23 protein-coding genes and 1 tRNA gene are annotated in these 22,452 nt (G+C 70.6%); 12 read left to right on the top strand and 12 right to left on the bottom strand.

Annotated elements, in window-relative coordinates:
* The first annotated feature begins 377 nt into the window (after nucleotides 1-377).
* Nucleotides 378-461: transfer RNA gene (locus QF027_RS20040), tRNA-Leu, on the top strand.
* Between the two features lie 49 nt (nucleotides 462-510).
* On the opposite strand, the gene QF027_RS20035 is transcribed toward QF027_RS20040, so the two are convergent.
* Nucleotides 511-771: a hypothetical protein gene (locus QF027_RS20035; RefSeq protein WP_280851067.1), complete on the bottom strand. Its 261-nt coding sequence runs from the start codon at nucleotides 769-771 to the stop codon at nucleotides 511-513.
* A 938-nt stretch (nucleotides 772-1,709) separates the two neighbouring features.
* A complete protein-coding gene (locus QF027_RS20030; protein WP_306980292.1) occupies nucleotides 1,710-2,102 on the bottom strand; it encodes a helix-turn-helix domain-containing protein in 393 nt (130 codons plus the stop codon).
* Between the two features lie 232 nt (nucleotides 2,103-2,334).
* On the opposite strand from QF027_RS20030, the gene QF027_RS20025 reads away from it, so the two are divergent.
* The 6 genes from QF027_RS20025 (at nucleotide 2,335) to QF027_RS20000 (ending at nucleotide 8,102) form a co-directional block, all read left to right on the top strand.
* A complete protein-coding gene (locus QF027_RS20025) occupies nucleotides 2,335-2,550 on the top strand; it encodes a hypothetical protein (protein WP_225886303.1) in 216 nt (71 codons plus the stop codon).
* 51 nt (nucleotides 2,551-2,601) lie between these two features.
* Nucleotides 2,602-2,820: a hypothetical protein gene (locus tag QF027_RS20020; RefSeq protein WP_007382551.1), complete on the top strand. Its 219-nt coding sequence runs from the start codon at nucleotides 2,602-2,604 to the stop codon at nucleotides 2,818-2,820.
* A 108-nt stretch (nucleotides 2,821-2,928) separates the two neighbouring features.
* On the top strand, nucleotides 2,929-4,872 hold the full coding sequence (locus QF027_RS20015) for a hypothetical protein (RefSeq protein WP_307076021.1): 1,944 nt from the start codon (nucleotides 2,929-2,931) through the stop codon (nucleotides 4,870-4,872).
* A 151-nt stretch (nucleotides 4,873-5,023) separates the two neighbouring features.
* Nucleotides 5,024-5,698 (top strand): hypothetical protein, encoded by a 675-nt coding sequence (locus QF027_RS20010; RefSeq protein WP_307076019.1) that lies wholly within the window; start codon nucleotides 5,024-5,026, stop codon nucleotides 5,696-5,698.
* A gap of 186 nt (nucleotides 5,699-5,884) precedes the next feature.
* Entirely contained in the window at nucleotides 5,885-7,060 is a 1,176-nt protein-coding gene (locus QF027_RS20005) for a 4-hydroxybenzoate 3-monooxygenase (RefSeq protein ID WP_307076017.1), read from the top strand.
* A 148-nt stretch (nucleotides 7,061-7,208) separates the two neighbouring features.
* Nucleotides 7,209-8,102, top strand: coding sequence for a Bax inhibitor-1/YccA family protein (locus QF027_RS20000; RefSeq protein WP_306980305.1), 894 nt, complete (start codon nucleotides 7,209-7,211; stop codon nucleotides 8,100-8,102).
* Nucleotides 8,103-8,167: 65 nt separating this feature from the next.
* Here the strand turns inward: QF027_RS20000 and QF027_RS19995 are convergent, their stop codons facing one another.
* Complete coding sequence (locus tag QF027_RS19995) at nucleotides 8,168-8,398, bottom strand: DUF4287 domain-containing protein (RefSeq protein WP_007382546.1); 231 nt, start codon at nucleotides 8,396-8,398, stop codon at nucleotides 8,168-8,170.
* A gap of 104 nt (nucleotides 8,399-8,502) precedes the next feature.
* Here QF027_RS19995 and QF027_RS19990 point away from each other — a divergent pair, with 104 nt between their 5' ends.
* Nucleotides 8,503-8,814 carry a hypothetical protein gene (locus QF027_RS19990; protein WP_306980308.1) on the top strand — a complete coding sequence of 104 codons (312 nt, stop codon included), beginning with the start codon at nucleotides 8,503-8,505 and terminating at the stop codon, nucleotides 8,812-8,814.
* Between the two features lie 3 nt (nucleotides 8,815-8,817).
* Here QF027_RS19990 and QF027_RS19985 read toward each other — a convergent pair whose 3' ends face one another.
* From QF027_RS19985 to QF027_RS19975, 3 genes are all read right to left on the bottom strand, one after another.
* Nucleotides 8,818-9,612, bottom strand: coding sequence for a hypothetical protein (locus QF027_RS19985; RefSeq protein ID WP_306980310.1), 795 nt, complete (start codon nucleotides 9,610-9,612; stop codon nucleotides 8,818-8,820).
* A gap of 289 nt (nucleotides 9,613-9,901) precedes the next feature.
* On the bottom strand, nucleotides 9,902-11,122 hold the full coding sequence (locus QF027_RS19980; protein WP_306980312.1) for an acetyl-CoA C-acetyltransferase: 1,221 nt from the start codon (nucleotides 11,120-11,122) through the stop codon (nucleotides 9,902-9,904).
* Nucleotides 11,123-11,376: 254 nt separating this feature from the next.
* On the bottom strand, nucleotides 11,377-12,408 hold the full coding sequence (locus QF027_RS19975) for an SGNH/GDSL hydrolase family protein (protein ID WP_307076014.1): 1,032 nt from the start codon (nucleotides 12,406-12,408) through the stop codon (nucleotides 11,377-11,379).
* A 162-nt stretch (nucleotides 12,409-12,570) separates the two neighbouring features.
* Between QF027_RS19975 and QF027_RS19970 the strand changes: the two genes are divergently transcribed.
* Entirely contained in the window at nucleotides 12,571-13,959 is a 1,389-nt protein-coding gene (locus QF027_RS19970; protein WP_307076013.1) for a cystathionine beta-synthase, read from the top strand.
* A gap of 346 nt (nucleotides 13,960-14,305) precedes the next feature.
* Here QF027_RS19970 and QF027_RS19965 read toward each other — a convergent pair whose 3' ends face one another.
* Nucleotides 14,306-15,139 carry a helix-turn-helix transcriptional regulator gene (locus QF027_RS19965; RefSeq protein WP_307076010.1) on the bottom strand — a complete coding sequence of 278 codons (834 nt, stop codon included), beginning with the start codon at nucleotides 15,137-15,139 and terminating at the stop codon, nucleotides 14,306-14,308.
* A gap of 150 nt (nucleotides 15,140-15,289) precedes the next feature.
* On the opposite strand from QF027_RS19965, the gene QF027_RS19960 reads away from it, so the two are divergent.
* Entirely contained in the window at nucleotides 15,290-16,054 is a 765-nt protein-coding gene (locus tag QF027_RS19960) for an SDR family oxidoreductase (protein ID WP_307076008.1), read from the top strand.
* Nucleotides 16,055-16,062: 8 nt separating this feature from the next.
* On the opposite strand, the gene QF027_RS19955 is transcribed toward QF027_RS19960, so the two are convergent.
* The 5 genes from QF027_RS19955 to QF027_RS19935 form a co-directional block, all read right to left on the bottom strand.
* On the bottom strand, nucleotides 16,063-16,494 hold the full coding sequence (locus tag QF027_RS19955; protein ID WP_307082430.1) for a hypothetical protein: 432 nt from the start codon (nucleotides 16,492-16,494) through the stop codon (nucleotides 16,063-16,065).
* Nucleotides 16,495-16,574: 80 nt separating this feature from the next.
* Nucleotides 16,575-17,504 carry an ABC transporter substrate-binding protein gene (locus QF027_RS19950; protein ID WP_306980321.1) on the bottom strand — a complete coding sequence of 310 codons (930 nt, stop codon included), beginning with the start codon at nucleotides 17,502-17,504 and terminating at the stop codon, nucleotides 16,575-16,577.
* 11 nt (nucleotides 17,505-17,515) lie between these two features.
* Nucleotides 17,516-18,178, bottom strand: a complete 663-nt coding sequence (locus tag QF027_RS19945) for an ABC transporter permease (RefSeq protein WP_306980325.1) — start codon at nucleotides 18,176-18,178, stop codon at nucleotides 17,516-17,518.
* Between the two features lies 1 nt (nucleotide 18,179).
* Nucleotides 18,180-18,821: an ABC transporter permease gene (locus QF027_RS19940; protein WP_266518422.1), complete on the bottom strand. Its 642-nt coding sequence runs from the start codon at nucleotides 18,819-18,821 to the stop codon at nucleotides 18,180-18,182.
* Nucleotides 18,818-19,855, bottom strand: coding sequence for an ABC transporter ATP-binding protein (locus QF027_RS19935; protein ID WP_307076007.1), 1,038 nt, complete (start codon nucleotides 19,853-19,855; stop codon nucleotides 18,818-18,820). Before QF027_RS19935 ends, QF027_RS19940 begins: the two co-directional genes overlap by 4 nt.
* Before the next feature lie 141 nt (nucleotides 19,856-19,996).
* Between QF027_RS19935 and QF027_RS19930 the strand changes: the two genes are divergently transcribed.
* Nucleotides 19,997-21,544, top strand: coding sequence for an aromatic amino acid ammonia-lyase (locus tag QF027_RS19930; protein ID WP_307076005.1), 1,548 nt, complete (start codon nucleotides 19,997-19,999; stop codon nucleotides 21,542-21,544).
* On the top strand, nucleotides 21,541-22,392 hold the full coding sequence (locus tag QF027_RS19925) for a MurR/RpiR family transcriptional regulator (RefSeq protein ID WP_307076003.1): 852 nt from the start codon (nucleotides 21,541-21,543) through the stop codon (nucleotides 22,390-22,392). The genes QF027_RS19930 and QF027_RS19925 overlap by 4 nt, the downstream gene beginning before the upstream one ends.
* Nucleotides 22,393-22,452 lie beyond the last annotated feature (60 nt).

The raw sequence follows: 22,452 nt of genomic DNA, 5'->3' as shown, positions 1-22,452 counted from the left end.
TAGCGGGACGACATCGTTGAAGGACGTCTTCCATCGTGGTGGCCGCAGCGCGCCGTGTAGTCAGCCGCAGTTCTGGTTCCGAAGGCAGACTTCGGAGGGACCGCGCCACTCGGTGTCATACCTGGGGATGACGGCGGCCCCTGATCGGGGCAAGTGCAGAGAACAGGTGGAGCGTCCTCGTTCGTACGGTGAAATTCCGTCATTCCGCGTGCGCGGCCGGGTGTCCCACGTAACGCTATTGGCAAGTGCGGATGGCGTGTTCCGTGGTCTGATGCACCCTCAGACGTCAATAAAATAAGACAACATCGGTCCGCCCGTCCGCTGTTCGGGGGAAGCGTCCCGATAGGCTCGGAACCTCGACGCGGAGCCCATGGCCTGCCCGGATGGTGGAATGCAGACACGGCGAGCTTAAACCTCGCTGCCCCTTCGCGGGCGTGCCGGTTCAAGTCCGGCTCCGGGCACTTTCCCGCCCACGCAGCGAGTTCTCACGCGTGGGCCGGTACTCCGCCGTCAACCTTCGTAGACGGTCAGTACGGCACCGTCGATCTCGATCCGGCGGCCGGCGCGCATGCCGTCGCGGCGCAGTGTTCTCAGACAGGTGTGGAACAGGGGCAGCTCGTCCGCGTCCAGGACGGCGGCGGCCAGTTCCACGAGTTCGGTCACTGACTGATCGGTCAGTACCTCGGGCAGCTCGCCGGAGAGCAGAACGACCGATTCACCGGCGGGTCCGCGGACCACGGCTGTGGCCGGCCCGCCATGCACGAACAACACATTCCCCCCTGGGAGCCCGGGGTCGTGCGGCTCTCGCTCCTCGGGCAGGACGAGAGACTAGCGGGGGAGTGGGGTGCTTTCGGCCACAGTCGAAATTCTTTTCCGACTCCACGGAAGAGCGAACATCCGCGGTCGCGGACCGCCGGGACATGCTTCCGGACGGTCACTTCCTTGGCCAGAGGTGGCGGAGGGGCGGGTTTCGGAGGCTCGTTCGCGTGGCGGACTCGTGGTTCGGGGTCGTGCCCGTGGGGTGGGGCCGGGGTCCCGGGTGGGTGCGTGGTGCGAGGGCGGCCCCGGAAGGTCGCTTCCTGGGGGAAGGGGCGGGTGCCGGATGCTTCTGCGGTCCGGAGCGCGTGTCAGGCGGTGTTTGCCAGTGCGGGGTCGCCCCTGAGGGCTCGCGTGGTGCGGAGCAGGGGCCCGAAGGGGCGCGCCTTCGGGCCGGGGTGGGTCGGCTCGGGCGCCCGTCTGGCGTGGCGTGGGGATGGGCGTCGCCCGTCTGGCGTGGCGTGGGGTCGGATGTCGGCGGGCTGCTCGCGTGGCGTGGGGTCGGATGTCGGCGGCCTGCTCAGGTGGCGTGAGGTCGTCGGGTGCCAGCCGGCTGCTCGCGCGGCACGGGCCCGGATGAGCCGCGTCCGCGGGGTGAGTCAGCGCCCGGGCGGCCAATTGCGGGTGCAGGGTCGGGGCCGTGAAGGGCGCGTCCGCGGGGGTGGTGGGTCGGGGTCAGGGTGCGTCTGCGGGGGTGGGCCAGCGTCCGGGTGGCCGTGAAGGGCGCGTCCGCGGGGTGGTGGGTCGGGGTCAGGGTGCGTCCGCGGGGTCAGTGCCCCGGTGGCCGTGAAGGGCGCGTCCGCCGGGTGGGCCAGTGCCCGGGTGGCCGCTTGTGTGGGGCGGGGTCGTTCTCCGGAGTGGCGCTCGGGAACGGACGTGGTGTGGCCGGGTGGTTACTTCTTCGGGGTGCGGTCCAGTAGGGACTCCACGAGCGCGGCCACGTGGCGGCGGTCGTCGGCCGAGAGTTTCTGGAGGCTGGCGATGAGCAGGTCCACCTCGGGGTCGGCCGAGCGGACCGTGCCCTCGGGGTCCTGGCCCGCCGGTGAGCCGTACACATGGATGCCGCAGGCCTCCGCGGCGGAGCGGCGCACGGTGTCCAACGGCAGTTCCAGCCCCTTGGACAGGCCCTCCAGGGTGGTCGACTGGGGCATGCGGACGACTCGGTCGGTGGTCGCCAGGTGGTGGACGGTGGAGCGCGGGATGCCGCCGCGGCGCGCCACGTCGCCGTAGGACCAGCCCTTGCGGTCCAGGCGCTCACGGATCAACTGCTGCAGTGCGTTGGCCACGGGTGGGTCACTTCCTGCTCGCCGCTCGGCGGAACCGTCCATGTCGCAGCCGATTCTACGGGCGGCCCCTCCCGCCGCCGAAAGGGTGATTCCCCGAACGGGTTGCGCACAGGCCCTGCCAGGCCCTAGTGTCCAATCTCGTTGGACAGTACGTCCGACCAGGTTGGACAGAGTCTGGGGGGAACCTGACTCGGTCCGACCGGAAGTGCCCATCCCTGAGGGGGAATTGATCATGATGGACGCTCACGAGCTCGAGGCCGAGTCCGCGGAACTGCTGCCGGGCCGGGAGGCCCTCGGTCGTCTGAAGTTCAGCTTCAACAAGACGACCAACGTGACCAAGCACATCGCCAACGTCGAGGCCCACAACTCGTCCCTGGCCGTCAACGACCACTCCTTCGCGTCGGCCGCCGCCTCCAGCGCGGGCCAGAGCATCACGGTCACCCAGTAACACCCGTGCACCACCTGGAACCCCATCCACACCACTGAAAGGACGTCCGTCATGAGCATGGACATGCACGAGCTGGAGACCGAGTCCGCCGAGCTGCTGCCGGGCCGGGAGGCCCTCGGTCGTCTGAAGTTCAGCTTCAACAAGACGACCAACGTCACCAAGCACATCGCCAACATCCAGGCCGACAACCAGTCCGCGGCGCTCAACGACCACTCCTCGTACTCGGTCGCCGAGTCGCAGGCCTCGCAGTCGATCGTCGTCAAGCAGTAGCGCCGGCCTGACCACGGTCGTCGGGGTGGACCACCCGTACCAGCGGTGCGGTCCACCCCGACGGCCATGCAAGGGGGGAAACGGGGAGGACGTGGGGGGAGACCACATATGACAGTGCTCGGAGACGGACCCCCGACGCTGTACGACCCCGGGCCGGTGCCCGGGCCGGGCGGCTGGCCGGTGACGTACGAGCAGGTGGCCACGGGCAGCCTGCCGGTCGTCGAACAGCTGCTGGTGCCGCGGCTGAGCGCGGGACTGCGCCTGCACGGCGAGTACCAGGGATCGGGCTTCACCGAGCCCAAGTACATCGCCCGCCGGGGGGACGGGCAGGTCGTGCAGCTGTCACGGCTGCTGCATCTCGTGGCGTCGTCCGTCGACGGCGTACGCGACACCGAGTCGATCGCCCACCGGGTGAGCGCGAGATTCGGCCGCGAGGTCAGCGGCGAGAACATCCGCTACCTGGTGGAGAAGAAGCTCGAACCGCTCGGGGTCACGGTCCCCGAGGGCCAGGAGAGCGACGAGGTCGACGCACCGCGCTCCGACCTGCTGCTCGCCCTCAAGGGCCACCGGGTCATCTTCGACGAGCGGCGTACGGCACGGATCGCGCGGATGTTCGCGTGGCTGCACCGGCCGGTCGTGGTCGCGGCCGTGCTGCTCACGACCGTGGCCATGGACGTGTGGCTGTTCGGTTTCTTCGGGGCGATCGAGCCGGTCCTGGAGGTTCTCGACCAGCCGGTGCTGATCCTGATCGTCTTCGCCCTGACCGTGGCCTCGCTCGTCTTCCACGAGTTCGGCCACGCCTCCGCGTGCACTTACGGCGGCGCCCGGCCCGGGTGCATAGGCTGCGGGATCTTCCTCATCTGGCCGTCGATGTACACCGACGTCACCGACGTCTACCGGATCGGGCGCGGCGGGCGGATCAGGACCGACCTGGGCGGGGTCTACTTCAACGTCGTCTTCATGCTCGGCATGGCCGGGCTGTACTTCGCCACGGGGGAGCCGTTCTTCCTGGCCGCGGTGTATCTCGGGCACTTCGAGATCCTCGAACAGCTGATGCCGGCGGTACGCCTTGACGGCTACTACATCCTGGGCGACCTCGCCGGGGTTCCGGACCTGTACGGCAAGATCAAGCCGATCCTGCTCGGCCTGGTGCCGGGGCGGAAGGGACGGGCCGCGCGCAAAGAGGTCGCCAGGCTGAAGAAGTCGGCGCGGACCATCGTGGCCGCGTGGGTGCTCACCATGGTGCCGCTGATCATCGGCGAGATGGGCTACGCGCTGTGGAACCTGCCCCGGATCATCGCCACGATGACCCGGTCCATGGTCGAGCAGTTCTCCGGCACCGGCTCGGCCTTCGCGGCCGGCAAGGTCGTCGAGGGGCTCGTCGGGGTGCTGGGCTGTCTGATGCTGCTGATCCCGATGGGCGGTGTCGTCTATCTCTCCGTGAAGATCGGAGGGCGGATCCTGCGGGCCGTGAAGCGGTCCACGGCGGGGCGGCCCCGGTTGCGGGTGGCGCTGTGCGCGGTGCTCCTCGCCGGACTGACGGGCCTCAGTTACGCATGGACGTCCGGACTGACACCCCAGCCGCTCCCGAAGAAGCCTCCGATCGCGCCGATCCTGCAACCCGGTGTGTCGACGGAGGAACCGCAGCCCCGCCAGGCCACTACGCCTGACGGCAACGCCTCGACGTCGGACCAGGACGCCTCGGACGACCCGGCGGGCACGGGCCCCGGTGCGGTTCCACCGTCGGCGGCGGGGCGCTCCGCGGGCTCCGGCGCCCCCACCCCCGGGACATCCACCGGCGCATCGGCGTCCGCCTCACCGGCGCCGTCCGCGACGGCACCGGGCTCGGTGCCCGGAGGCTCCTCCCGCGGACCGGCGTCCCCGACCCAGGGCACGTCGGCGGCCCCGGAGCCGTCGTCACCGGGTACGGGAGCGGGCCCCTCCACCCCCCTCTCGTCCCCGACCCCGTCGGAAAGCATCCCGCCCTCACCCACCGAGGCCACCGAGGCCCCGTCCCCGCCGCCGGCCAGCGGTTCACCGGGGGCGTCCTGAGAGGGCCGGGGTCGTGCCTCCGCAACGGGGCGGTCCGACGAGGGCGCGGTGGGGGTGCCCACCGCGCCGGTCCGGTCGCCACCGCCGCCACCTCCGCCTCGGTTGCCACCTCCGCCCCCCACATCCGTACGCATCCATCCAAGGAGATCCCTTGAACAGCCACCGAAAACCCCGTACCTCCACCCCGTTCACCCGGCGTGCCGTCCGCGTGGGGCTGTTCGCCGCCGGTGTCGCCGGTGTGGCGACCGCCGTGCCGGCGCAGGCCGCCACCGGCGGGGCGACCCAGGTCGCCGTCGCGTCGGACCATGTCTTCAGTCATGCCGACCGTCTCGACCACACGGAGGAGAAGGACTCGTTCACCATCCGGCAGTTCGGCAAGGTGAACGCCGCCTCCGTGCGCAACCAGGCCAACGCGGTCTCGTCGGGCTGCACCGCCGACGACGCCTGCCGTTCGGTCGCGCTGTCCTTCCAGATCGTCACCATGGCGGGTGAGCACACCCGCCTGAACGCCGTGAACCTCAGCGACGCCACCAACAAGAGCTGCACCGGCTGCCAGACGCTGGCCGGCGCCTACCAGTTCGTGGTCTCCACGCCCACTCCGCTCACCCTCGATTCCGGCCACCGCCGCCAACTCGCCGAAATCCACCGTCGGCTGGACACCCTGACCCGCTCCCGGATCCCCGCGGCCGACCTGCGGACCCGGGCCGACGCCCTGGCTGCCGAGGTCAACACCGTCCTCCAGGACGCCGTGGCCGACGCCCCGAAGGGCGACGCACAGGACGACGTCACCATGCACCGTCATCTGGACGGCTGGCCCGGCCGCTGACCCGTCCGGCCGCCGGACCCGCGGCAGCCTTCCGCGGGTCCGGCGGCCGCACAGACCGTTGACATCGGCAGATCACGGGCGCAGACTCGGCATCGAAGTGAAAGAAATTTCACTACGCGAACAGCGCGCAGCATCACGCGAGCCGAGGCAGCGCACACGAACCAAGGTCTCCGAAGGGAACGCCCGATGCGTACCACCGTCGGCATCATCGGAGCCGGCCCCGCCGGCCTCCTCCTCGCCCGGCTCCTCCACAACGCCGGCATCGACTCGGTCGTCCTGGAGAGCCGCGGCCGCGCCTACGTCGAGCACCGCCAGCGCGCCGGGATCCTGGAGCAGGGCACGGTCGACGTGCTGCGCGCGGCCGGTGCCGGGGAACGCATGGACCGCGAGGGACTCCCGCACGACGGCATCGAGCTGCGCTACGACAGGAAGCGCCACCGCGTCGACTTCCCCGCCCTCACCGACGGCCGGTCCGTGATGGTCTACGCCCAGACCGAGGTCTGCAAGGACCTCATCGCCCTCCAGCTCAAGGACGGCGGCCCCCTCCTGTTCGAGGCGGAGGCACTCGCCGTCGAGGGCGCCGACACCGGCACGCCGCGCGTCCGCTTCCGGTACGAGGGCCGCGAGGACGTCCTGGAGTGCGAGTACGTCGTCGGCTGCGACGGCTTCTGGGGCATCGCGAGGAAGGCGATCCCCGCCGAACCGACCAAGGTCTTCGAGCGGGCGTACCCCTTCGCATGGCTCGGCATCCTCGCCGACGTCCCGCCCTCCCACGACGAGCTCGTCTACGCCCGCCACGACCGCGGCTTCGCCCTCCTGTCCATGCGCTCCCCGTCCGTCTCCCGCCTCTACCTCCAGGTCCCCGAGGGCACGGACGCCGGGAGCTGGGACGACGAGGAGATCTGGGACGAGCTGGAGCGCCGCTTCGAGACGGACGACGACTGGACCCTGGAACGCGGCCCGATCACCCAGAAATCCGTCACCCCCATGCGCTCCTACGTCCACGAGCCCATGCGCCACGGCCGTCTCTTCCTCGCCGGCGACGCGGCGCACATCGTCCCGCCCACCGGCGCCAAGGGCCTGAACCTCGCCGTGGGGGACGTCGTGACCTTCGCGAGGGCGCTGACCCACCAGAAGGAGACCGGTTCGGCCGAGCGCCTCGACGCCTACTCGGAGACCTGCCTGCGCCGGGTGTGGCAGGCCGAACGGTTCTCGTACGACATGACGAGCCTCCTGCACCGGGCACCCGACGCCACTCCCTTCGAGGACCGGATGCAGCTGGCCCGTTTGGAGCGGATCGCCGGTTCGCGGGCCGCCGAGACCGACCTCGCCGAGGGATACACCGGCTTCCCCTTCGGGTGAGGCCCCTCCGGTGCCGGGAATCACGCGTGCGCGTAGCGTGTTGGCCAGCACAACGAGGGAAGATCCTCCTCAAGCACTAGGGTCATTCCTTTGCCTACCCATTACTCTTGAGGGCAAGGTCCACAGACGGTGGCCATGGAGGAGTGAAATGAGGAGCAGCAACCCGGTCTTCTCGCGACGGGGGTTCAGCCGCGACAACGGCTACGCGGGCTTCAACACCGCGCCGCAGGCCGGGGCCGCAGCCGTGGGCACGCAGGGCAACCCCTACGCGCAGCCGCAGGGCAACCCGTACGCGACCAACCCCTATGCCCAGCAGGACCTGCAGCAGGGCGCACCGCCGCAGACCCCGGTGACCACCGGCCGCATGACGATGGACGACGTCGTCATGCGCACCGGCACCACGCTCGGCATCCTGATCGTCACGGCCGCGCTGGCCTGGGCGCTGCTGCCCGTCGACGACGCCAACATCGGCCGCTCGTACGGCATCGGTATCGGTGCCGCGGTGATCGGCATGGTCCTGGCGCTCGTGCAGTCCTTCAAGCGCACGGCCTCGCCCGCGCTGATCGTGTCGTACGCCGCGTTCGAGGGCGTGTTCCTCGGCGTCGTCTCCAGCGTGGTCGACAACCGCATCGCGAGCGGCGCGGCCATGCAGGCCGTGATCGGCACCCTGGCGGTCTTCGCCGCGGTACTGGTGGCGTACAAGGCCGGCTGGATCCGCGTCAACCGGCGGTTCTACGGCTTCGTCATGGCGGCCGCGCTCGGCTTCATGCTGCTGATGGTGGTCAACCTGCTGTTCGCCGCCTTCGGCGGCGGTGACGGCCTCGGCTTCCGCAGTGGCGGCCTCGGCATCCTGTTCGGCATCGTCGGCGTCCTGCTCGGCGCGTGCTTCCTCGCCCTCGACTTCAAGCAGGTCGAGGACGGCATCGCCTACGGCGCCCCGCGCGAGGAGGCGTGGCTGGCCGCGTTCGGTCTCACGCTGACGCTGGTGTGGATCTACATGGAGTTCCTGCGGCTCATCGCGATCCTCAACAGCAACGACTAGTCCTCGACGGTCGTACGGCGAAGGGCCCCCGGTTCCGACCGGGGGCCCTTCGGCATGTGCGCAGCTCAGAAGTACCTGCGCGCGGCCCTCCTCAGGTCGTACTCGTGGATGATCGCCTTGGCGTGGCCGTACGCGAGGTTGTGTTCGTGGCGGAGCCAGCTGACCTTTTCCTCGAAGCGGAAGAGGGCCGGGCCTTCGTCGACGGTGCGGAGCCAGTCGGAGACTTCACGACCGGTGCAATGGGGGATGCGGGCGAGCAGGTTGCGGTGGGTCTCCTCGGAGAGGACGTGGGACATCGGCGCCTCCGGACGCAAAGGGGATGTAAGCCGGTCCTTCAGGTCACCGTGCCTGAGCGTTCGCCCGTTGGCAACAGTCCCGGTGGGACGCGTACGGTTGCCGGGTGGCTGATACTTCGCGTCTGACCCGGGCCGTGGACCACTTCGCCGACCGTCTGCGGGCCGCGCCGCAGAGCCGGTTGCAGCGGGGCGCCGCCGCTGAGGCGCTGGGGCTGGCCCGGGAGTTCGCCCGTCGGACGCAGGTTCTCGAGGAGCCGGGGACCGAGCTTCGCGAGATGCCGGACGCGGGGATGTTCGCCGCCGCCGACCAGATCACCGTGGCCGTACATGACTTGGCTCTCGTCCTGACGGACGAGAGCCAAGTGGAAGAAGCGGTGGAACTGGTGGCACAGGCCCAGCGGCGTGCCGGAGTGTGACTCCTACAGGGAGGCTATGACCCGGTCCGCCAGGATGTAGACGTTCTCCTCGCCGCACGCGAACGTCAGCGTGTACGCGCCCGAGATGCCCGAGCCGCCCAGCAGCACCGGTGTCTCGCCCGCGCGCAGGGCCGCGGACAGGCGCTCGGCCGTCTCGCGGTGGCCCGGGGTCATGCAGAGGGTCGTGCCGTCGGCGAAGACGTAGACGTCCAGCGTGCCGAGGGGGCCCGGTCGGACGTCGGCCAGTTCGGTGCCGGAGGCGGCCAGTTCCTCCAGGGTCGCCACCGTGCGCTCATGGTCGCCCACCATCGGTGAGCCGACCGGGACGAAGTCCGGGTGGGAGGGGTGGCGGCGGCGGGCCGCGGCCAGTTCGGGGCTGTCTCCGGGGGTACCACCGGCGAACTCGTCCGCGTCGGCCGAGGACTCCGACACCGGCTCCAGGCCCACGAAATCGGCCTGCCGGGGCAGGAACAGGTCACTGTCGGGCAGTCCGAGCAGCGAGGGCGCGTCGGAGCCGTCACGTGCCTCCTGGGCGGCCCAGAAGGCACGCGCCTCCGCGAGTTCGCGCTCGCGTTCCTCGGCGAGGGCCTCGGCCACGGCGGCTCGTATCTCGTCGACGTCAGCGGCGGGACGGGCGGCCGGTACGAGACCCCGTACGGGCGCGGTGTTGTTCCTGGCGAGCTCGGTGTGCAGGGCGGCGACCTGCCGGCGCAACACCATGAGGGTGCGCAGGACGGCGACGCCCACGGCGCCCGTGGCGGCCGTGGTGACCAACAAGGCGATCGGCATGGCGCTCACTGACGTACTCCCGGTTCAAAGTCGACCCCCGACTTCCTACATCAGCTTGAAGGGCGGACTATCCAACTGTCAGTGCGTAACGTCACGAATCGGACAGGACTTTGGGTCGGGGGTTTGGTGGGGAAACGGCTCTGACCTGCGTAAATCCCTTCCCGAAGGGAGATAGGTCACATCCTGGGGGAGATTGGATCACAAATCGGCCCAGAACCTTGGGGTTTCCTCGGTTCTGGGCCAAAGAGTGGCACTAAGTGCCCATACGGATACGGAGCGTTGACGTTCTTGTCGCCTTTTAGCTCAGGCGCTCGATGACCATCGCCATGCCCTGGCCGCCGCCCACGCACATGGTCTCCAGACCGAACTGCTTGTCGTGGAACTGGAGGGAGTTGATGAGCGTGCCGGTGATGCGGGCGCCCGTCATGCCGAAGGGGTGGCCGACGGCGATGGCGCCGCCGTTGACGTTCAGCTTGTCGAGGTCGATGCCGAGGTCGCGGTAGGAGGGGATCACCTGGGCGGCGAACGCCTCGTTGATCTCGACCAGGTCGATGTCGTCGATCGTCAGGCCGGCGCGGCGCAGGGCCTGGTTGCTCGCGTCGACCGGGCCGAGGCCCATGATCTCCGGGGAGAGGCCGGAGACGCCGGTGGAGACGATGCGGGCGAGCGGGGTGAGGCCGAGCTCGCGGGCCTTGGTGTCGCTCATGATGACGACCGCGGCGGCACCGTCGTTGAGAGGGCAGCAGTTGCCGGCGGTGACCAGGCCGTCGGGGCGGAAGACCGGCTTGAGGCCCTGGACGCCCTCCATGGTGACGCCGGCGCGGGGGCCGTCGTCCTTGGAGACGACCGTGCCGTCGGGGAGCGTGACCGGGGTGATCTCGCGCTCCCAGAAGCCGTTCTTGATGGCTTCCTCGGCGAGGTTCTGCGAGCGGACGCCGAACTCGTCCATGTCCTGGCGGGTGATGCCCTTCACCCGGGCGAGGTTCTCGGCGGTCTGGCCCATCGCGATGTACGGGTCGGGGACGAGGCCGTCCTCGCGCGGGTCGTGCCAGGTGGTGCCCTCCTGCTGGGCGACCTCGGCGGTGCGGGCCTCGGCCTCGGCGAAGAGGGGGTTGTGCGTGTCCGGGAGGCTGTCGGAGTTGCCCTTGGTGAAGCGGGAGACCATCTCGACACCGGCCGAGATGAACACGTCGCCCTCGCCGGCCTTGATGGCGTGCAGGGCCATCCGGCTGGTCTGGAGGGAGGAGGAGCAGTACCGGGTGATCGTGCAGCCGGGGAGGTGGTCCATGCCCATCTGTACGGCGACGATGCGGCCGAGGTTGTTGCCCTGCTCGCCGCCGGGCAGACCACACCCGAGCATCAGGTCGTCGATGTCCCTGGGGTCGAGCTCCGGGACCTTGGCGAGTGCGGCCTGGATGATCGTGGCGGTGAGGTCGTCCGGGCGCAGGTCCTTGAGGGAGCCCTTGAAGGCGCGGCCGATGGGGGAGCGGGCGGTCGAGACGATCACGGCTTCGGGCATCACGGCTCCAAACAAGAAGGGGTGGCGCGTAGCGCCTCGTTGAGGGGCGGTGGTCGGGCGGCGGGTGGGAGTACGAGGGTGTTCCTCGGTCTTCGGGTCGTGGCTTGATGGGGAAGTTACCCGTACGTATGGGCTGGGTCACGGGGATGGCGGTGTGACCTTTGTCTAAGCGCTTGCTTTGTACTCCGGTGGTTGCGCCGACAAGGCCGCGCGGCCGGCGCCGGACGGGCTGGAAGTGCCCGAACCGGCGCTTGTCACTGGACGCCCGTCGCGCTGGTGGGTGACGGCTCCGCCTCCTTGACCCGCCGCCTGCGCCGCCGCTTCAGCAGGGCCCACGGCCCCTTCGGACCCGTCGGCATCGCGGCCGCGACCTCCGTGCCCGCCTCCGACGCTGCCTCCGCCGCGGCCCTCGCCACCGGCAGGAAGCCCTCACGGCGGGAGGCGTCCGGGCGGTCCTCGTCGGCCGGCCAGAGGCTCAGGGCCGCGCACACCGTCGGCAGCACCGCCATCGCCGCTGTCGCATAGCCCTCCGCCGAGGGGTGGTAGTTGTCGGGGCCGAACAACTCCCGCGGGTTCGCCTCGAACTCCGGGCCCAGCAGATCGCCCAGGGACACCGTGCGGCCGCCCTGTTCCACCGCGCCGATCGTCTGCGCGGCCGCCAGCTGGCGCGAGGCCCGGCGGGCCAGCCACCGCAGCGGCTGCTGGACCGGCTCGATCGTGCCCAGGTCGGGACAGGTGCCGACCACGACCTCAGCACCGGCCGTGCGCAGCCGCCGTACCGCGGAAGACAGATGGCGCACGGAACGCGTCGGCGGCATCCGGTGCGTGACGTCGTTCGCGCCGATCATGATCACGCAGACGTCCGGGATCCTTTCGGGGTCCGCCAGCGTCAGCGCCACCTGACGGTCCAGGTCGTCCGAGGTGGCGCCGGGGAGGGCGACGTTACGCAGTTCCACCGGGCGCTCCGCCACCGCCGCCAGACCGGACGCCAGCAGGGCGCCCGGGGTCTGGCCCGCCCGGTGCACCCCCTGGCCCGCGGCCGTGGAGTCGCCCAGCATCATCAGCCGCAGGGGCGGCTCGCCGACGGTGGCATAGACGTGGCCGTACCGGCCCTCGGCCTGCGGGACGTGCGGCGCCGTGCCGTTGCCCACCTGCCGCCTGGCCAGCCGCACCTCCGCCAGCAGCAGACCCATGGCCGCCGCGCCGACCAGACCGATCCCGCCGCCGCCGTACGCCGCGCCGGCCGCGATCCGCCTGGCCGTCCTCGCCCTCGACATGCTCGTCATACGTCGCCGCCACCTCCGTCGAACCCGCTACACCCACTCCTTGCCCCGCACGGACCGTGGCCCAATCCCAACGGGGAGTGAACGACCGTCATGGCGCCCGATCAGGCCATAGGCTGGCTGGACCACTAGGACCACTTCTTTTGCAAGCATCCGGAGACAACGGTGCAATTCCACGACTCGATGATCAGCCTCGTCGGCAACACCCCGCTGGTGAGGCTCAACAGCGTGACCAAGGGCATCAAGGCGACCGTCCTGGCCAAGGTCGAGTACTTCAACCCCGGCGGCTCCGTGAAGGACCGCATCGCCCTGCGCATGATCGAGGCGGCGGAGGAGAGCGGGGCACTGAAGCCCGGGGGCACCATCGTCGAGCCGACCAGCGGAAACACCGGGGTCGGGCTCGCCATCGTGGCGCAGCAGAAGGGGTACAAGTGCATCTTCGTGTGCCCCGACAAGGTGTCGACGGACAAGATCAACGTCCTGCGGGCCTACGGCGCCGAGGTCGTCGTCTGCCCGACCGCCGTGGACCCCGAGCACCCGGACTCCTACTACAACGTCTCCGACCGGCTGGTGCGCGAGACGCCCGGTGCGTGGAAGCCCGACCAGTACTCCAACCCCAACAACCCGCTCTCCCACTACCACTCCACCGGCCCTGAGCTGTGGGAGCAGACGGAGGGGAGGATCACCCACTTCGTGGCGGGCGTCGGCACCGGCGGCACCATCTCCGGCACCGGCCGCTATCTGAAGGACGCCAGTGACGGCAAGGTCCAGGTCATCGGCGCCGACCCGGAGGGGTCCGTGTACTCCGGCGGGTCCGGGCGGCCGTATCTCGTCGAGGGCGTCGGCGAGGACTTCTGGCCGACCGCCTACGACCGGACCGTCGCCGACGAGATCGTCGCGGTGTCGGACAAGGACTCCTTCCAGATGACCCGCCGGCTGGCCAAGGAGGAGGGCCTGCTGGTGGGCGGCTCCTGCGGCATGGCCGTCGTCGCGGCCCTGCGGGTCGCCGAGCGCCTGGACGAGAACGGCGTCGTGGTGGTCCTGCTCCCGGACAGCGGGCGCGGGTACCTCTCGAAGATCTTCAACGACGAGTGGATGGCCGACTACGGCTTCCTGGAGGACGAGGGTCCCAGCGCCCGCGTCGCCGACGTCCTCAACGACAAGGTGCACGGCGCCATCCCCTCCCTCGTCCACATGCACCCGGACGAGACGGTGGGCGAGGCCATCGAGGTACTGCGGGAGTACGGCGTCTCGCAGATGCCGATCGTCAAGCCGGGCGCCGGCCACCCGGACGTGATGGCCGCGGAGGTCGTCGGCTCGGTCGTCGAACGCGAGCTGCTCGACGCCCTGTTCGCCCAGCGGGCCTCGCTGGAGGACCCGCTGGAGAAGCACATGTCGGCCCCCCTTCCCCAGGTCGGCTCCGGCGAGCCGGTCGGCGACCTGATGTCGGTCCTCGGTCGGGCGGACGCGGCCATCGTCCTCGTGGAGGGCAAGCCCACCGGCGTCATCAGCCGCCAGGACCTGCTGGCCTTCCTCGCCAAGGGCGGGAAGTAGCGGGAAACGTCCGGTGAACCCCGGGTGCCGGCGGCGAACTTGCGGTTTCCCACCGAAAGGGTGGACTTCGCGGAACTGGTACGAGCGTGTCACGTCCGCGCAGCACACGCTTAACACGGGTCGGGCACATTAGTGGATGTCGGCAGGGCGGGAGCGGCTCCCCGCCCCGGCCGGCGCCGAACGTCCAAGGACCTCCGGAGCGGCTCCCGGACCTCCATGGACGCCGGACGTGAGACCTGGCCTGACCCGGTCCACGTCCTTCGCGGGGACCGCCGTCGTCCCGCCCCCCGGTAACGGGGGTGCGGCGGTCCCCGCGCATATCTTTGCTGCTTTTCGCTGCTCTTTTCTACGCGCTCGTACTGGTCCAACTGCCCAGCAGCGCAAGCCTCTCCGCCGTCTCCGACCCCGGCTCCGGCGTGTACGCCACGAGCGTCCGGTCGGGGGTCTCCGGCAGGACCAGGGACTCGTACGGCAGGGTCAGCAGGCCCGCCACCGGGTGCCGGACGCGTTTGACGCCGTACATGCACGCCTTGACCTGGTGGTCGGCCCACAGCCGGCGGAAGTCCTCGCTCTTGAGGGAGAGTTCGCCGACGAGGTCGCGCAGTGCGGGGTCGTCGGGGTGGGCTCCCGCGTTCAGGCGCAGATGGGCCACGCTCTGGGAGGCGACCGCCGCGAAGTCGGGATAGAGGTCGCGGTCCTCGGGCTCCAGGAAGAGCTGGCGGACGATGTTGCGGCGTGCGGGAGCCATGCGGCTGTAGCCGCTCAGCGCATCGGCGAGGGCGTTCCAGGCGAGCACGTCCATCCTGGGCCCGAGGACGAAGGCGGGGGTGCGGTCCATGCTGTCGAGCAGCAGTTGGACTCCGGGGCGCACGCGTGGCGCGGCCTCGCGGCGCGGGCCCGGCTTCTTCCTCGTCGGCCGGGCCACCGTACGCAGATAGGCGTGCTCGGTCTCGTCCAGGCGCAGTACGCGCGCGACCGCGTCCAGGACCCCCTCCGAAACGCTGGGGCCCCTGCCCTGCTCCAGCCGGATGTAGTAGTCCACGCTCACTCCGGCCAGCTGCGCCACCTCTTCCCGGCGCAGACCGGGCACGCGGCGCCTGCCGTGCGAGGGCAGCCCCACCTCCTCGGGCCGGATGCGGGCGCGGCGTGAGCGCAGGAAGTCTCCGAGGTCCCCGTTCATGGGTTCGATCGTAGGGGAGGTCCCGGTTTCTAACCTGGTACTGGCAGACCCAGGAAAAGCGCATCCCTGGGTACGGCTGCCCGGACGCCGCAGGGTGGTGGACGAGGCCGGGGAGCGACCCCGGCGGACATCCCACCGAGGAGCACATCGATGTCGTACGAGAATCTGGCCGGACGTACCGCCGTCGTCACCGGAGCGGCGAGCGGCATCGGAGAGGCCACGGCGGTGCTGCTGGCCGCGCAGGGGGCGCGGGTCGCGCTGCTCGCGCGGCGCGGTGAGCGGCTGGAGGCGATCGTCGGGAAGATCCGGGCCGACGGAGGTCAGGCGCTGGCCGTGGTCGCCGACGTCACCGAGGACGCGTCCGTGGCGGCGGCCGTGGAGAGCGTCCACGCGGCCTACGGCACCGTCGACCTGGTCGTGAACAACGCGGGCGTGATGCTGCCGAACCCGATCGCCAACGCCCGTGTCGACGAGTGGCAGCGGATGATCGACACCAATGTCACCGGTGTTCTGCGCGTCATCGGGGCCCTCGCCGGTGACCTGAACGAGGCGGCCGCGCAGGGGCGCAGCGCGGACCTGGTGAACGTCTCGTCCATCGGCGCGCACGTCACCAACTTCACCAACTACGCGGTGTATGGGGCGACGAAGGCCGCGGTCACCCATCTCTCGGCGCTGCTGCGCAACGAGTTCGGGCCGCGGGGGGTGCGGGTCACCAACATCGAGCCGGGGCTGACGGAGAGCGAGCTGGCCACGCACATCGACGGCGACGGGCTGCGGGAGCAGGTCGTCGGGATGGCCGAGGCGATGGGCACGCTGGCGGCCACGGAGCTCGCCGACCTCGTCGCGTACGTCACCAGCCGGCCGCGGCACGTCAATCTGCGTCAGGTCATGGTGCTGCCGACCGCGCAGGTGTGAGCGCCGGGTCAGCCCTCCCAGTCGCTGCTCGGGGAGGACGGCTTCGCGCGCCGGCCCCGGAAGAGGTCCGGGTTGACGCGCAGCGCCTGGAAGGCGTTGACGCCGACGATGCCGACCCAGGAGACCAGCAGGCCGGGCAGGTGGGCGACGCCGCCGCCGATCGCGGAGAGCGGGATCGCCAGGACCATGGAGACGATGCCGAAGCCGAAGCGTTCGCCGAAGGAGTCGGTGGACTTCGGCGAGCGGGCGCCCCGGGCCGTCACCATCTGCTGCTCGGCGAGCTGCCGGCGCAGGCGGCGGTCCACGGCGCCGTCGATCCGCTGGTCGACCTTCTCCAGGAACGAGTCGACCAGCGCGGACTCGTACTCCTCGCCCAGTTCCCTGCGGGCCTGCAGGGTGGCGTTGAGTTCCTTCTTGAGTTCGGGGTCCCGCTCATCCATTGGGGTCATGGAACCCACGGTAGGCAGCCGGAACGCCCGCTGCACTGGGGTTATCCCCCCTGTTGCGGCGGGGGTCCTTCCTAGGCCAGCCCGTGCTGCTTCGCGTATGCGTTCGCCACGTCCTCCGGGTCCTTCTTGTCGTTGTCGACCTGGCTGTTGAGCTGGGTGAGCTGCTCGGTGGTGAGGACGTTCCCGAGGCGGGCGAGCGCCTTGCGGACCGTGTCGTCGGCCTTGCGGTCGGCGATGAGGGGGACGATGTGCTGGCTGGGGATGAGGTTCCTGGGATCGGTGAGCACCACCCAGCCGTTGGCCGCGATGTCGGTGTCGGTGGTGAACAGGTTCGCCACGTCCACGTCCCCCTTCTTCAGCGCGCCCTTGACCAGCGGGCCGTCCGAGTCGAGCGACTTGAACTCCTTGAACTCGACGCCGTACACGTCCTTCAGCCCGACCGCGCCCACCCGGCGCTTCTTCACCTCGGGCGCGGCGCCGATGACCAGCTCGCCGTTCTGCTTGGCGAGGTCGGCGAGGGAGGTCAGGCCGTACTTCCGTGCGGTCGCCCGGGTGACGACGAAGCAGTCGGAGTCGGCCGCCTGGCCGTACGGCAGCACCTGGAGGCCGCCGGGCAGCGCCAGGGTGAGCGCGTTCTGCATGGTGCCCGGCTCGGCGGAGGCGTCCTTCGGGGCGAGGTAGTTGAGCAGGGCGCCCTGGTACTCGGGCAGCAGGTCGATGTCGCCCGCCTTGAGCGCGGGGATCACGATCTCGCGGGTGCCGAGGTTCGGGCGGACCTTCACCTTCACGCCGGCCTGCTGGAGCACCGCGGCGTAGAGGTAGCCCAGCACCTGGTTCTCGGTGAAGTTGGCGGTGCCGATGGTGACTCCGCCCTTGCTGGAGCCGCTCCCGCCGGAGGTCGTCCCGCCGCCGTCGAGCGAGGTGACGCCGCTGGAGCAGGCGGAGAGCGCGGGTACGGAGGCCGCCGCGAAGAGGCCGGCGAGGAGGGTGCGTCGGTTCATCTGGGAGGTCCCTATGCAGTGCGGTGGCGGAAGAGGAAGCGCTGGAGGCCGGACAGCAGCAGGTCGAGGGCTACGGCGACCACGGCGACCAGCACCGCTCCGCCGAGCACCTGTACGAGGTCGCGCTGGGCGAGGCCGTCGAAGACGTAGCGGCCCAGGCCGCCGAAGGAGACGTAGGCCGCGATGGTCGCGGTGGCGACGACCTGGATGAGTGCCAGGCGCAGGCCGGTCATGATCAGGGGGAGTGCGAGCGGCAGTTCGACCTGGAGGAGGACCTGGTGGCCGCGCATGCCCTGGCCGCGGGCGGCGTCCTTGACGTCCGGGTCGACGGCCGTCATGCCGGCGTAGGTGTTGGTGACGATCGCCGGGACCGCGAGCGCGACCAGGGCGACATAGACCGGGAGCATGGACAGGCCGCCGGCCAGGAAGACCAGCACGACCAGGCCGACGGTCGGCAGGGCGCGGCCGAAGGAGGCGAGGTTGATCGCGAGGAAGGCGCCCTTGCCGGTGTGGCCGATCAGCAGGCCGAGGGGCAGGCCGATCGCGGCCGCGACGAGGGTCGCGAGGAGTGAGTACTGAAGGTGCTCGGCGAGGCGATGGGCGATGCCGTCCGAGCCGGTCCACTGGGAGCCGCTGGTCAGCCAGGAGCCGAGGTTCTTGAAGAGTTCGTACATGTCAGGCTCGCCTCCGCCGCCACGGGGTCAGGACGTACTGGAGGGCCACCAGCAGGGCGTCCGCGACCACGGCGAGCAGGAGCGTGAGGACCACGCCCACGATCACCGGGGTCGGGAAGTCGCGCTGGAAGCCGTCGGTGAAGAGCTGGCCGAGGCCGCCGTCGCCGATGTAGGTGGCGACCGACACCAGGGAGATCGACATGACGGTCGCGATCCGCACGCCCGCCATGATCACCGGGAGTGCGAGGGGCAGTTCGACGGTGAGGAGCGTGCGCAGGGGGCGCGTACCCATCGCCTTCGCGGCCTCCTTCGTCTTCGCGGGGACCGAGTCGAGGCCCTCGACCGTGTTCCGCAGCAGGACGACCAGGGTGTAGACCGTCAGGCCGATCACGGTCGTGGTGCGGGTCAGACCGCTGACCGGCAGCAGAAGCACGAAGATCGCGATGGAGGGGATCGTGAACAGGACGTTCGAGAGCCCGAGCAGGAACCCGCGCAGGGGGCGGATCCGGTGGGCGACCACCGCGAGGGGCAGCGAGATCAGCAGGCCGAAGAAGACGGCGCTCAGGGCTGCCTGGAGGTGGGAGACCGTGAGGGTGGTCAGGTCGTCGGTGTGGCCGGATATCCACGACCAGTCGATGGTCATGCGGCCACCCGGGCTTCCGTGTGGGCGCGGCCGGCGTGCCGGTGGATGTCGTCGCGGGAGGTGACACCGGTCAGGACGCCGTCGGCGTCGACGCGGGCGACCAGGCCGGTGGGGGAGGCGAGGGACTCGTCGAGGGCGGCGAGCAGGGAGTCCCCGTCCTTGAGGGGTCGTACGGGGAGTTCGAGGGCGTCTGCCGAACGCCAGTGCGCCGGCTTCCCGGCTTCGTCGCGTACGAGCGTCCAGGCGCCGCCGTCCGGGGCCGGGCCCTGCGGGACCTCGGCCAGGGTCTTCAGCGAGAGCAGCTTCAGCCCGCGCTCGGCGCCGAGGAAGTCGGCCACGAAGTCGTCGGCCGGACGGGCGAGGAGCTCGGCGGGCGGGGCGCACTGGACGAGGTGACCGCCGGTCCGGAAGATCGCGATGCGGTCGCCGAGGCGTACGGCCTCGTCGACGTCGTGGGTGACGAAGACGATGGTCTTGTTCAACTCCTTCTGGAGCCGGAGCAGTTCGTCCTGGAGCTGGGTGCGCACCACCGGGTCGACCGCGCCGAAGGGCTCGTCCATGAGGAGCACCGGTGGGTCGGCCGCGAGGGCGCGGGCGACTCCGACGCGCTGTTGCTGGCCGCCGGAGAGCTGGTGGGGGTACCGCTTGCCGGCCTCGGCGGTCAGGCCGACGGTCTCCAGCAGTTCCGCCGCCCGGGCCCGGGCCTTCTTGCGGCCGTGGCCGAGCAGGAGCGGGACGGTGGCGATGTTGTCCAGCACCGTGCGGTGCGGGAAGAGGCCCGACTGCTGGATGACGTAACCGATGGAGCGGCGCAGTTCGGCCGCGTCCTGCCGGGTGACGTCCTTGCCGCCGACCTTGATGGTGCCGGAGGTCGGCTCGACCATCCGGTTGATCATTCTGAGGGTGGTCGTCTTGCCGCAACCGGAGGATCCGACGAGGACGGTCACGCCGCCTTCCGGCATGTCGAGGGTGAGATCGTGCACTGCTGTCGTGCCGTTGGGGAAGCGCTTGTGGACCGTGTCGAACTGGATCATGAGATGTCCCTTGCCCGGCTGTATAACGTCATGCAGAGTTCTCGGTAGCTGAATAGGTTGTCAACGGTTCGGTGTTAATCCGAGGTAACGGATGACCGCCAGGCAAGATCGAATGTCCGCTTTGAGGGGAGTTTGAGCTAGATGTCGTCTCGGATCGTGGACACTCCTGATCCCGTCAAGGTCGGGCACACGGGCTTGGTGGTCCTCGACGGGATCGGTCTCGGCGTCGCGGACGTCGTCCGCCTCGCCGACGGGAGCGCGCGGCCGGTGCCCGGGACCGACGCGATGAAGCGCGTCACGGAGTCCTGGGACGCCGCCCGCCGGATCGCCGCGACCGGACGCGTCTACGGCCGCTCGACCGGTGTCGGCGCCAACCGGAACGAGGACGTGCCCACCGAGGCGGCCGCCGAACACGGTCTGCGGCTGCTGCGCAGTCACGCCGGCGCGATCGGCGAGGAACTCCCGGCCCGGCAGGTCCGGGCGACGCTCGCGGTGCGGGCCAACCAACTGCTCGCGGGGGGCGCGGGGCTGCGGCCGACCGTCGTGACGGCCCTGTGCGAGGCGCTGGAGAGCGGGGCGTACCCGGTCGTCAACGAGTTCGGCTCGGTGGGCACGGGAGACATCGCGGCCCTGGCCCAGGTGGGGCTGGCGCTGGCGGGGGAGCATCCTTGGCGAGGGACGGACGGTGCTGCCGGGGCGGGCTCCACCGGGGGTGCCCCCGAGCCCCAGCTCCTCGACAACAACGACGCCCTCGCCTTCATCAGCAGCAACGCCCTCACCCTCGGCCAGGCCGCCCTCGCGCTGCACGAGCTGCGCGGGCTCATCGAGGCCACGCAGGTCGTGGGGGCGCTGTCGCTGCTGGCCGTGGACGGGTCGCACGAGGCGTACGCCGCCCCCGTGCACGCCGCCCGGCCGCACCGCGGATCCGTCGAAGTGGCGCGGAGGATGCGGGAGTTGATCGGGGCGGAGGACCGGCCCACCCCGCCGCTCGGCCGGATCCAGGACCCGTACGGCTTCCGGTGTCTCCCCCAGATCCACGGGCCCGCCCAGGACGCCGCCGACACCCTGGAGGAGGTCCTCGCGATCGAGATCAACGCGGCCGCCGAGAATCCGCTCATCTCCCCCCAGGACATGGCCGCCTACCATCACGGCGGCTTCTACCAGGCCCAACTCGCCCTTGCTCTCGACCACTTCAGGCTGGCCCTCACCCAGGTCGCCCGCCTGTCCACGTCCCGGCTCTCCACGCTCAACGAGCCCGCCTTCACCCGCCTGCGGCCCTTCCTCGCCGACCAGGAGCCCGCCTCCTCCGGCGTGATGATCCTGGAGTACGCCGCCGGAGCCGCCCTCGGCGATCTGCGGGCCTTCTCCGCGCCCGCCTCGCTCGGCCACGCTGTACTCTCCCGAGGCGTCGAGGAACAGGCCAGTTTCGCCTCGCTCGCCGCCCGTCAGACACTGCGGGCGTGCGGCGCGTACCGTCTCGTCGTCGGCTGCGAACTCGTGGCCGCCGTACGGGCGCTGCGCCAGCGCGACCTCAGGCCCGACCCGGATCTCCCGGTGGGCCGCGCGCTGGAGCTCGCCGAGGCGGTCCTCGAAGAGGACCCGGCCGACCGGCCGCTCACGGGCGACGTGACGGCGGCGGCCGCACTGCTCGACCGGTTCACGGACATCTGGAGGGGGAGCGAGGCATGAGCGACACGGGTGGCGCGGACACTCCCGCGGGACGGCTGCAGGCACTGTTCGAGGGGCACCGGCTCACACCGACCCAGCGGCGCATCGCGCACAGCATGGTGCGGCGGGCCGCGGACGTGCCGTTCCTGTCCAGCGTGGAGCTGGCCGAACTGGCCGGGGTCAGCCAGCCCTCCGTCACCCGCTTCGCCGTCGCCCTCGGGTTCGACGGCTACCCCGCCCTGCGCAGGCACCTGCGCGAGGTCGCGCCCACCGAACAGTCGGTGGCCTCGGCGTCGTACAACGAGTACCAGCAGGCCGTCGAGGCCGAGATCGAGAACCTCAGACACCTGGCGGAGATCCTCGCCGACCCGCGGCCGGTACAGAAGGCCGGCCGGCTGCTCGCGGCCTCCCGCCCCCTGCCGGTGCTCGGTCTGCGGGCCGCCGCCTCCCAGGCGTACGGCTTCGCGTACTTCGCCGCCAAGGTCCATCCGGACGTACGGCTGCTCAACGAGGGCGGCACGATGATCCACGACCGCATCGACGCCGCCGTCCGCGCGGGCGCCATGACCCTGCTGTGCTTCGCGCTGCCCCGGCATCCCCGTGAGGTCGTCGACACCCTCGCCTACGCCAAGGAGGCGGGCCTGAGCGTCGTCACGGTCGCCGACTCCGCCTTCGCCCCGGTCGCCAAGGTCTCCGACCTGCTGCTGCCCGCCGCCGTCGGCACCGGCCTCGCCTTCGACACCGCCTGCGCGCCGATGCTCCTCGGCCGGGTGCTGCTGGAGGCGATGTGCGACGACCTGCCGGACGCGCAGGCCCGGCTGGAGGAGTTCGACGCGCGGGCGGCGGCGCGAGGACTCTTCGTGGAGTAGGGCGTTTTTTCAGACGCGTCTCACGTTCGCTCGCTACCCTCCCCGACCGGCAGGACTGTG

It is taken from the genome of Streptomyces canus, from assembly GCF_030816965.1.
In the GTDB taxonomy this organism is placed as follows: domain Bacteria; phylum Actinomycetota; class Actinomycetes; order Streptomycetales; family Streptomycetaceae; genus Streptomyces; species Streptomyces canus_E.
The sequence above is the reverse complement of the archived record's forward strand: the minus strand, read 5'-3'. Positions and strand labels throughout refer to the sequence as shown.

Bases quoted from the DNA above. Each gene is read 5' to 3' on its own strand.
- QF027_RS20025 (WP_225886303.1), top strand. From the start codon at position 2,335: ATGATGGACGCTCACGAGCTCGAGGCCGAGTCCGCGGAACTGCTGCCG.
- QF027_RS20020 (WP_007382551.1), top strand. From the start codon at position 2,602: ATGAGCATGGACATGCACGAGCTGGAGACCGAGTCCGCCGAGCTGCTG.
- QF027_RS20015 (WP_307076021.1), top strand. From the start codon at position 2,929: ATGACAGTGCTCGGAGACGGACCCCCGACGCTGTACGACCCCGGGCCG.
- QF027_RS20005 (WP_307076017.1), top strand. From the start codon at position 5,885: ATGCGTACCACCGTCGGCATCATCGGAGCCGGCCCCGCCGGCCTCCTC.
- QF027_RS20000 (WP_306980305.1), top strand. From the start codon at position 7,209: ATGAGGAGCAGCAACCCGGTCTTCTCGCGACGGGGGTTCAGCCGCGAC.
- QF027_RS19995 (WP_007382546.1), bottom strand. From the start codon at position 8,398: ATGTCCCACGTCCTCTCCGAGGAGACCCACCGCAACCTGCTCGCCCGC.
- QF027_RS19980 (WP_306980312.1), bottom strand. From the start codon at position 11,122: ATGCCCGAAGCCGTGATCGTCTCGACCGCCCGCTCCCCCATCGGCCGC.
- QF027_RS19975 (WP_307076014.1), bottom strand. From the start codon at position 12,408: ATGACGAGCATGTCGAGGGCGAGGACGGCCAGGCGGATCGCGGCCGGC.
- QF027_RS19965 (WP_307076010.1), bottom strand. From the start codon at position 15,139: ATGAACGGGGACCTCGGAGACTTCCTGCGCTCACGCCGCGCCCGCATC.
- QF027_RS19960 (WP_307076008.1), top strand. From the start codon at position 15,290: ATGTCGTACGAGAATCTGGCCGGACGTACCGCCGTCGTCACCGGAGCG.
- QF027_RS19955 (WP_307082430.1), bottom strand. From the start codon at position 16,494: ATGGATGAGCGGGACCCCGAACTCAAGAAGGAACTCAACGCCACCCTG.
- QF027_RS19950 (WP_306980321.1), bottom strand. From the start codon at position 17,504: ATGAACCGACGCACCCTCCTCGCCGGCCTCTTCGCGGCGGCCTCCGTA.
- QF027_RS19945 (WP_306980325.1), bottom strand. From the start codon at position 18,178: ATGTACGAACTCTTCAAGAACCTCGGCTCCTGGCTGACCAGCGGCTCC.
- QF027_RS19940 (WP_266518422.1), bottom strand. From the start codon at position 18,821: ATGACCATCGACTGGTCGTGGATATCCGGCCACACCGACGACCTGACC.
- QF027_RS19935 (WP_307076007.1), bottom strand. From the start codon at position 19,855: ATGATCCAGTTCGACACGGTCCACAAGCGCTTCCCCAACGGCACGACA.
- QF027_RS19930 (WP_307076005.1), top strand. From the start codon at position 19,997: ATGTCGTCTCGGATCGTGGACACTCCTGATCCCGTCAAGGTCGGGCAC.
- QF027_RS19925 (WP_307076003.1), top strand. From the start codon at position 21,541: ATGAGCGACACGGGTGGCGCGGACACTCCCGCGGGACGGCTGCAGGCA.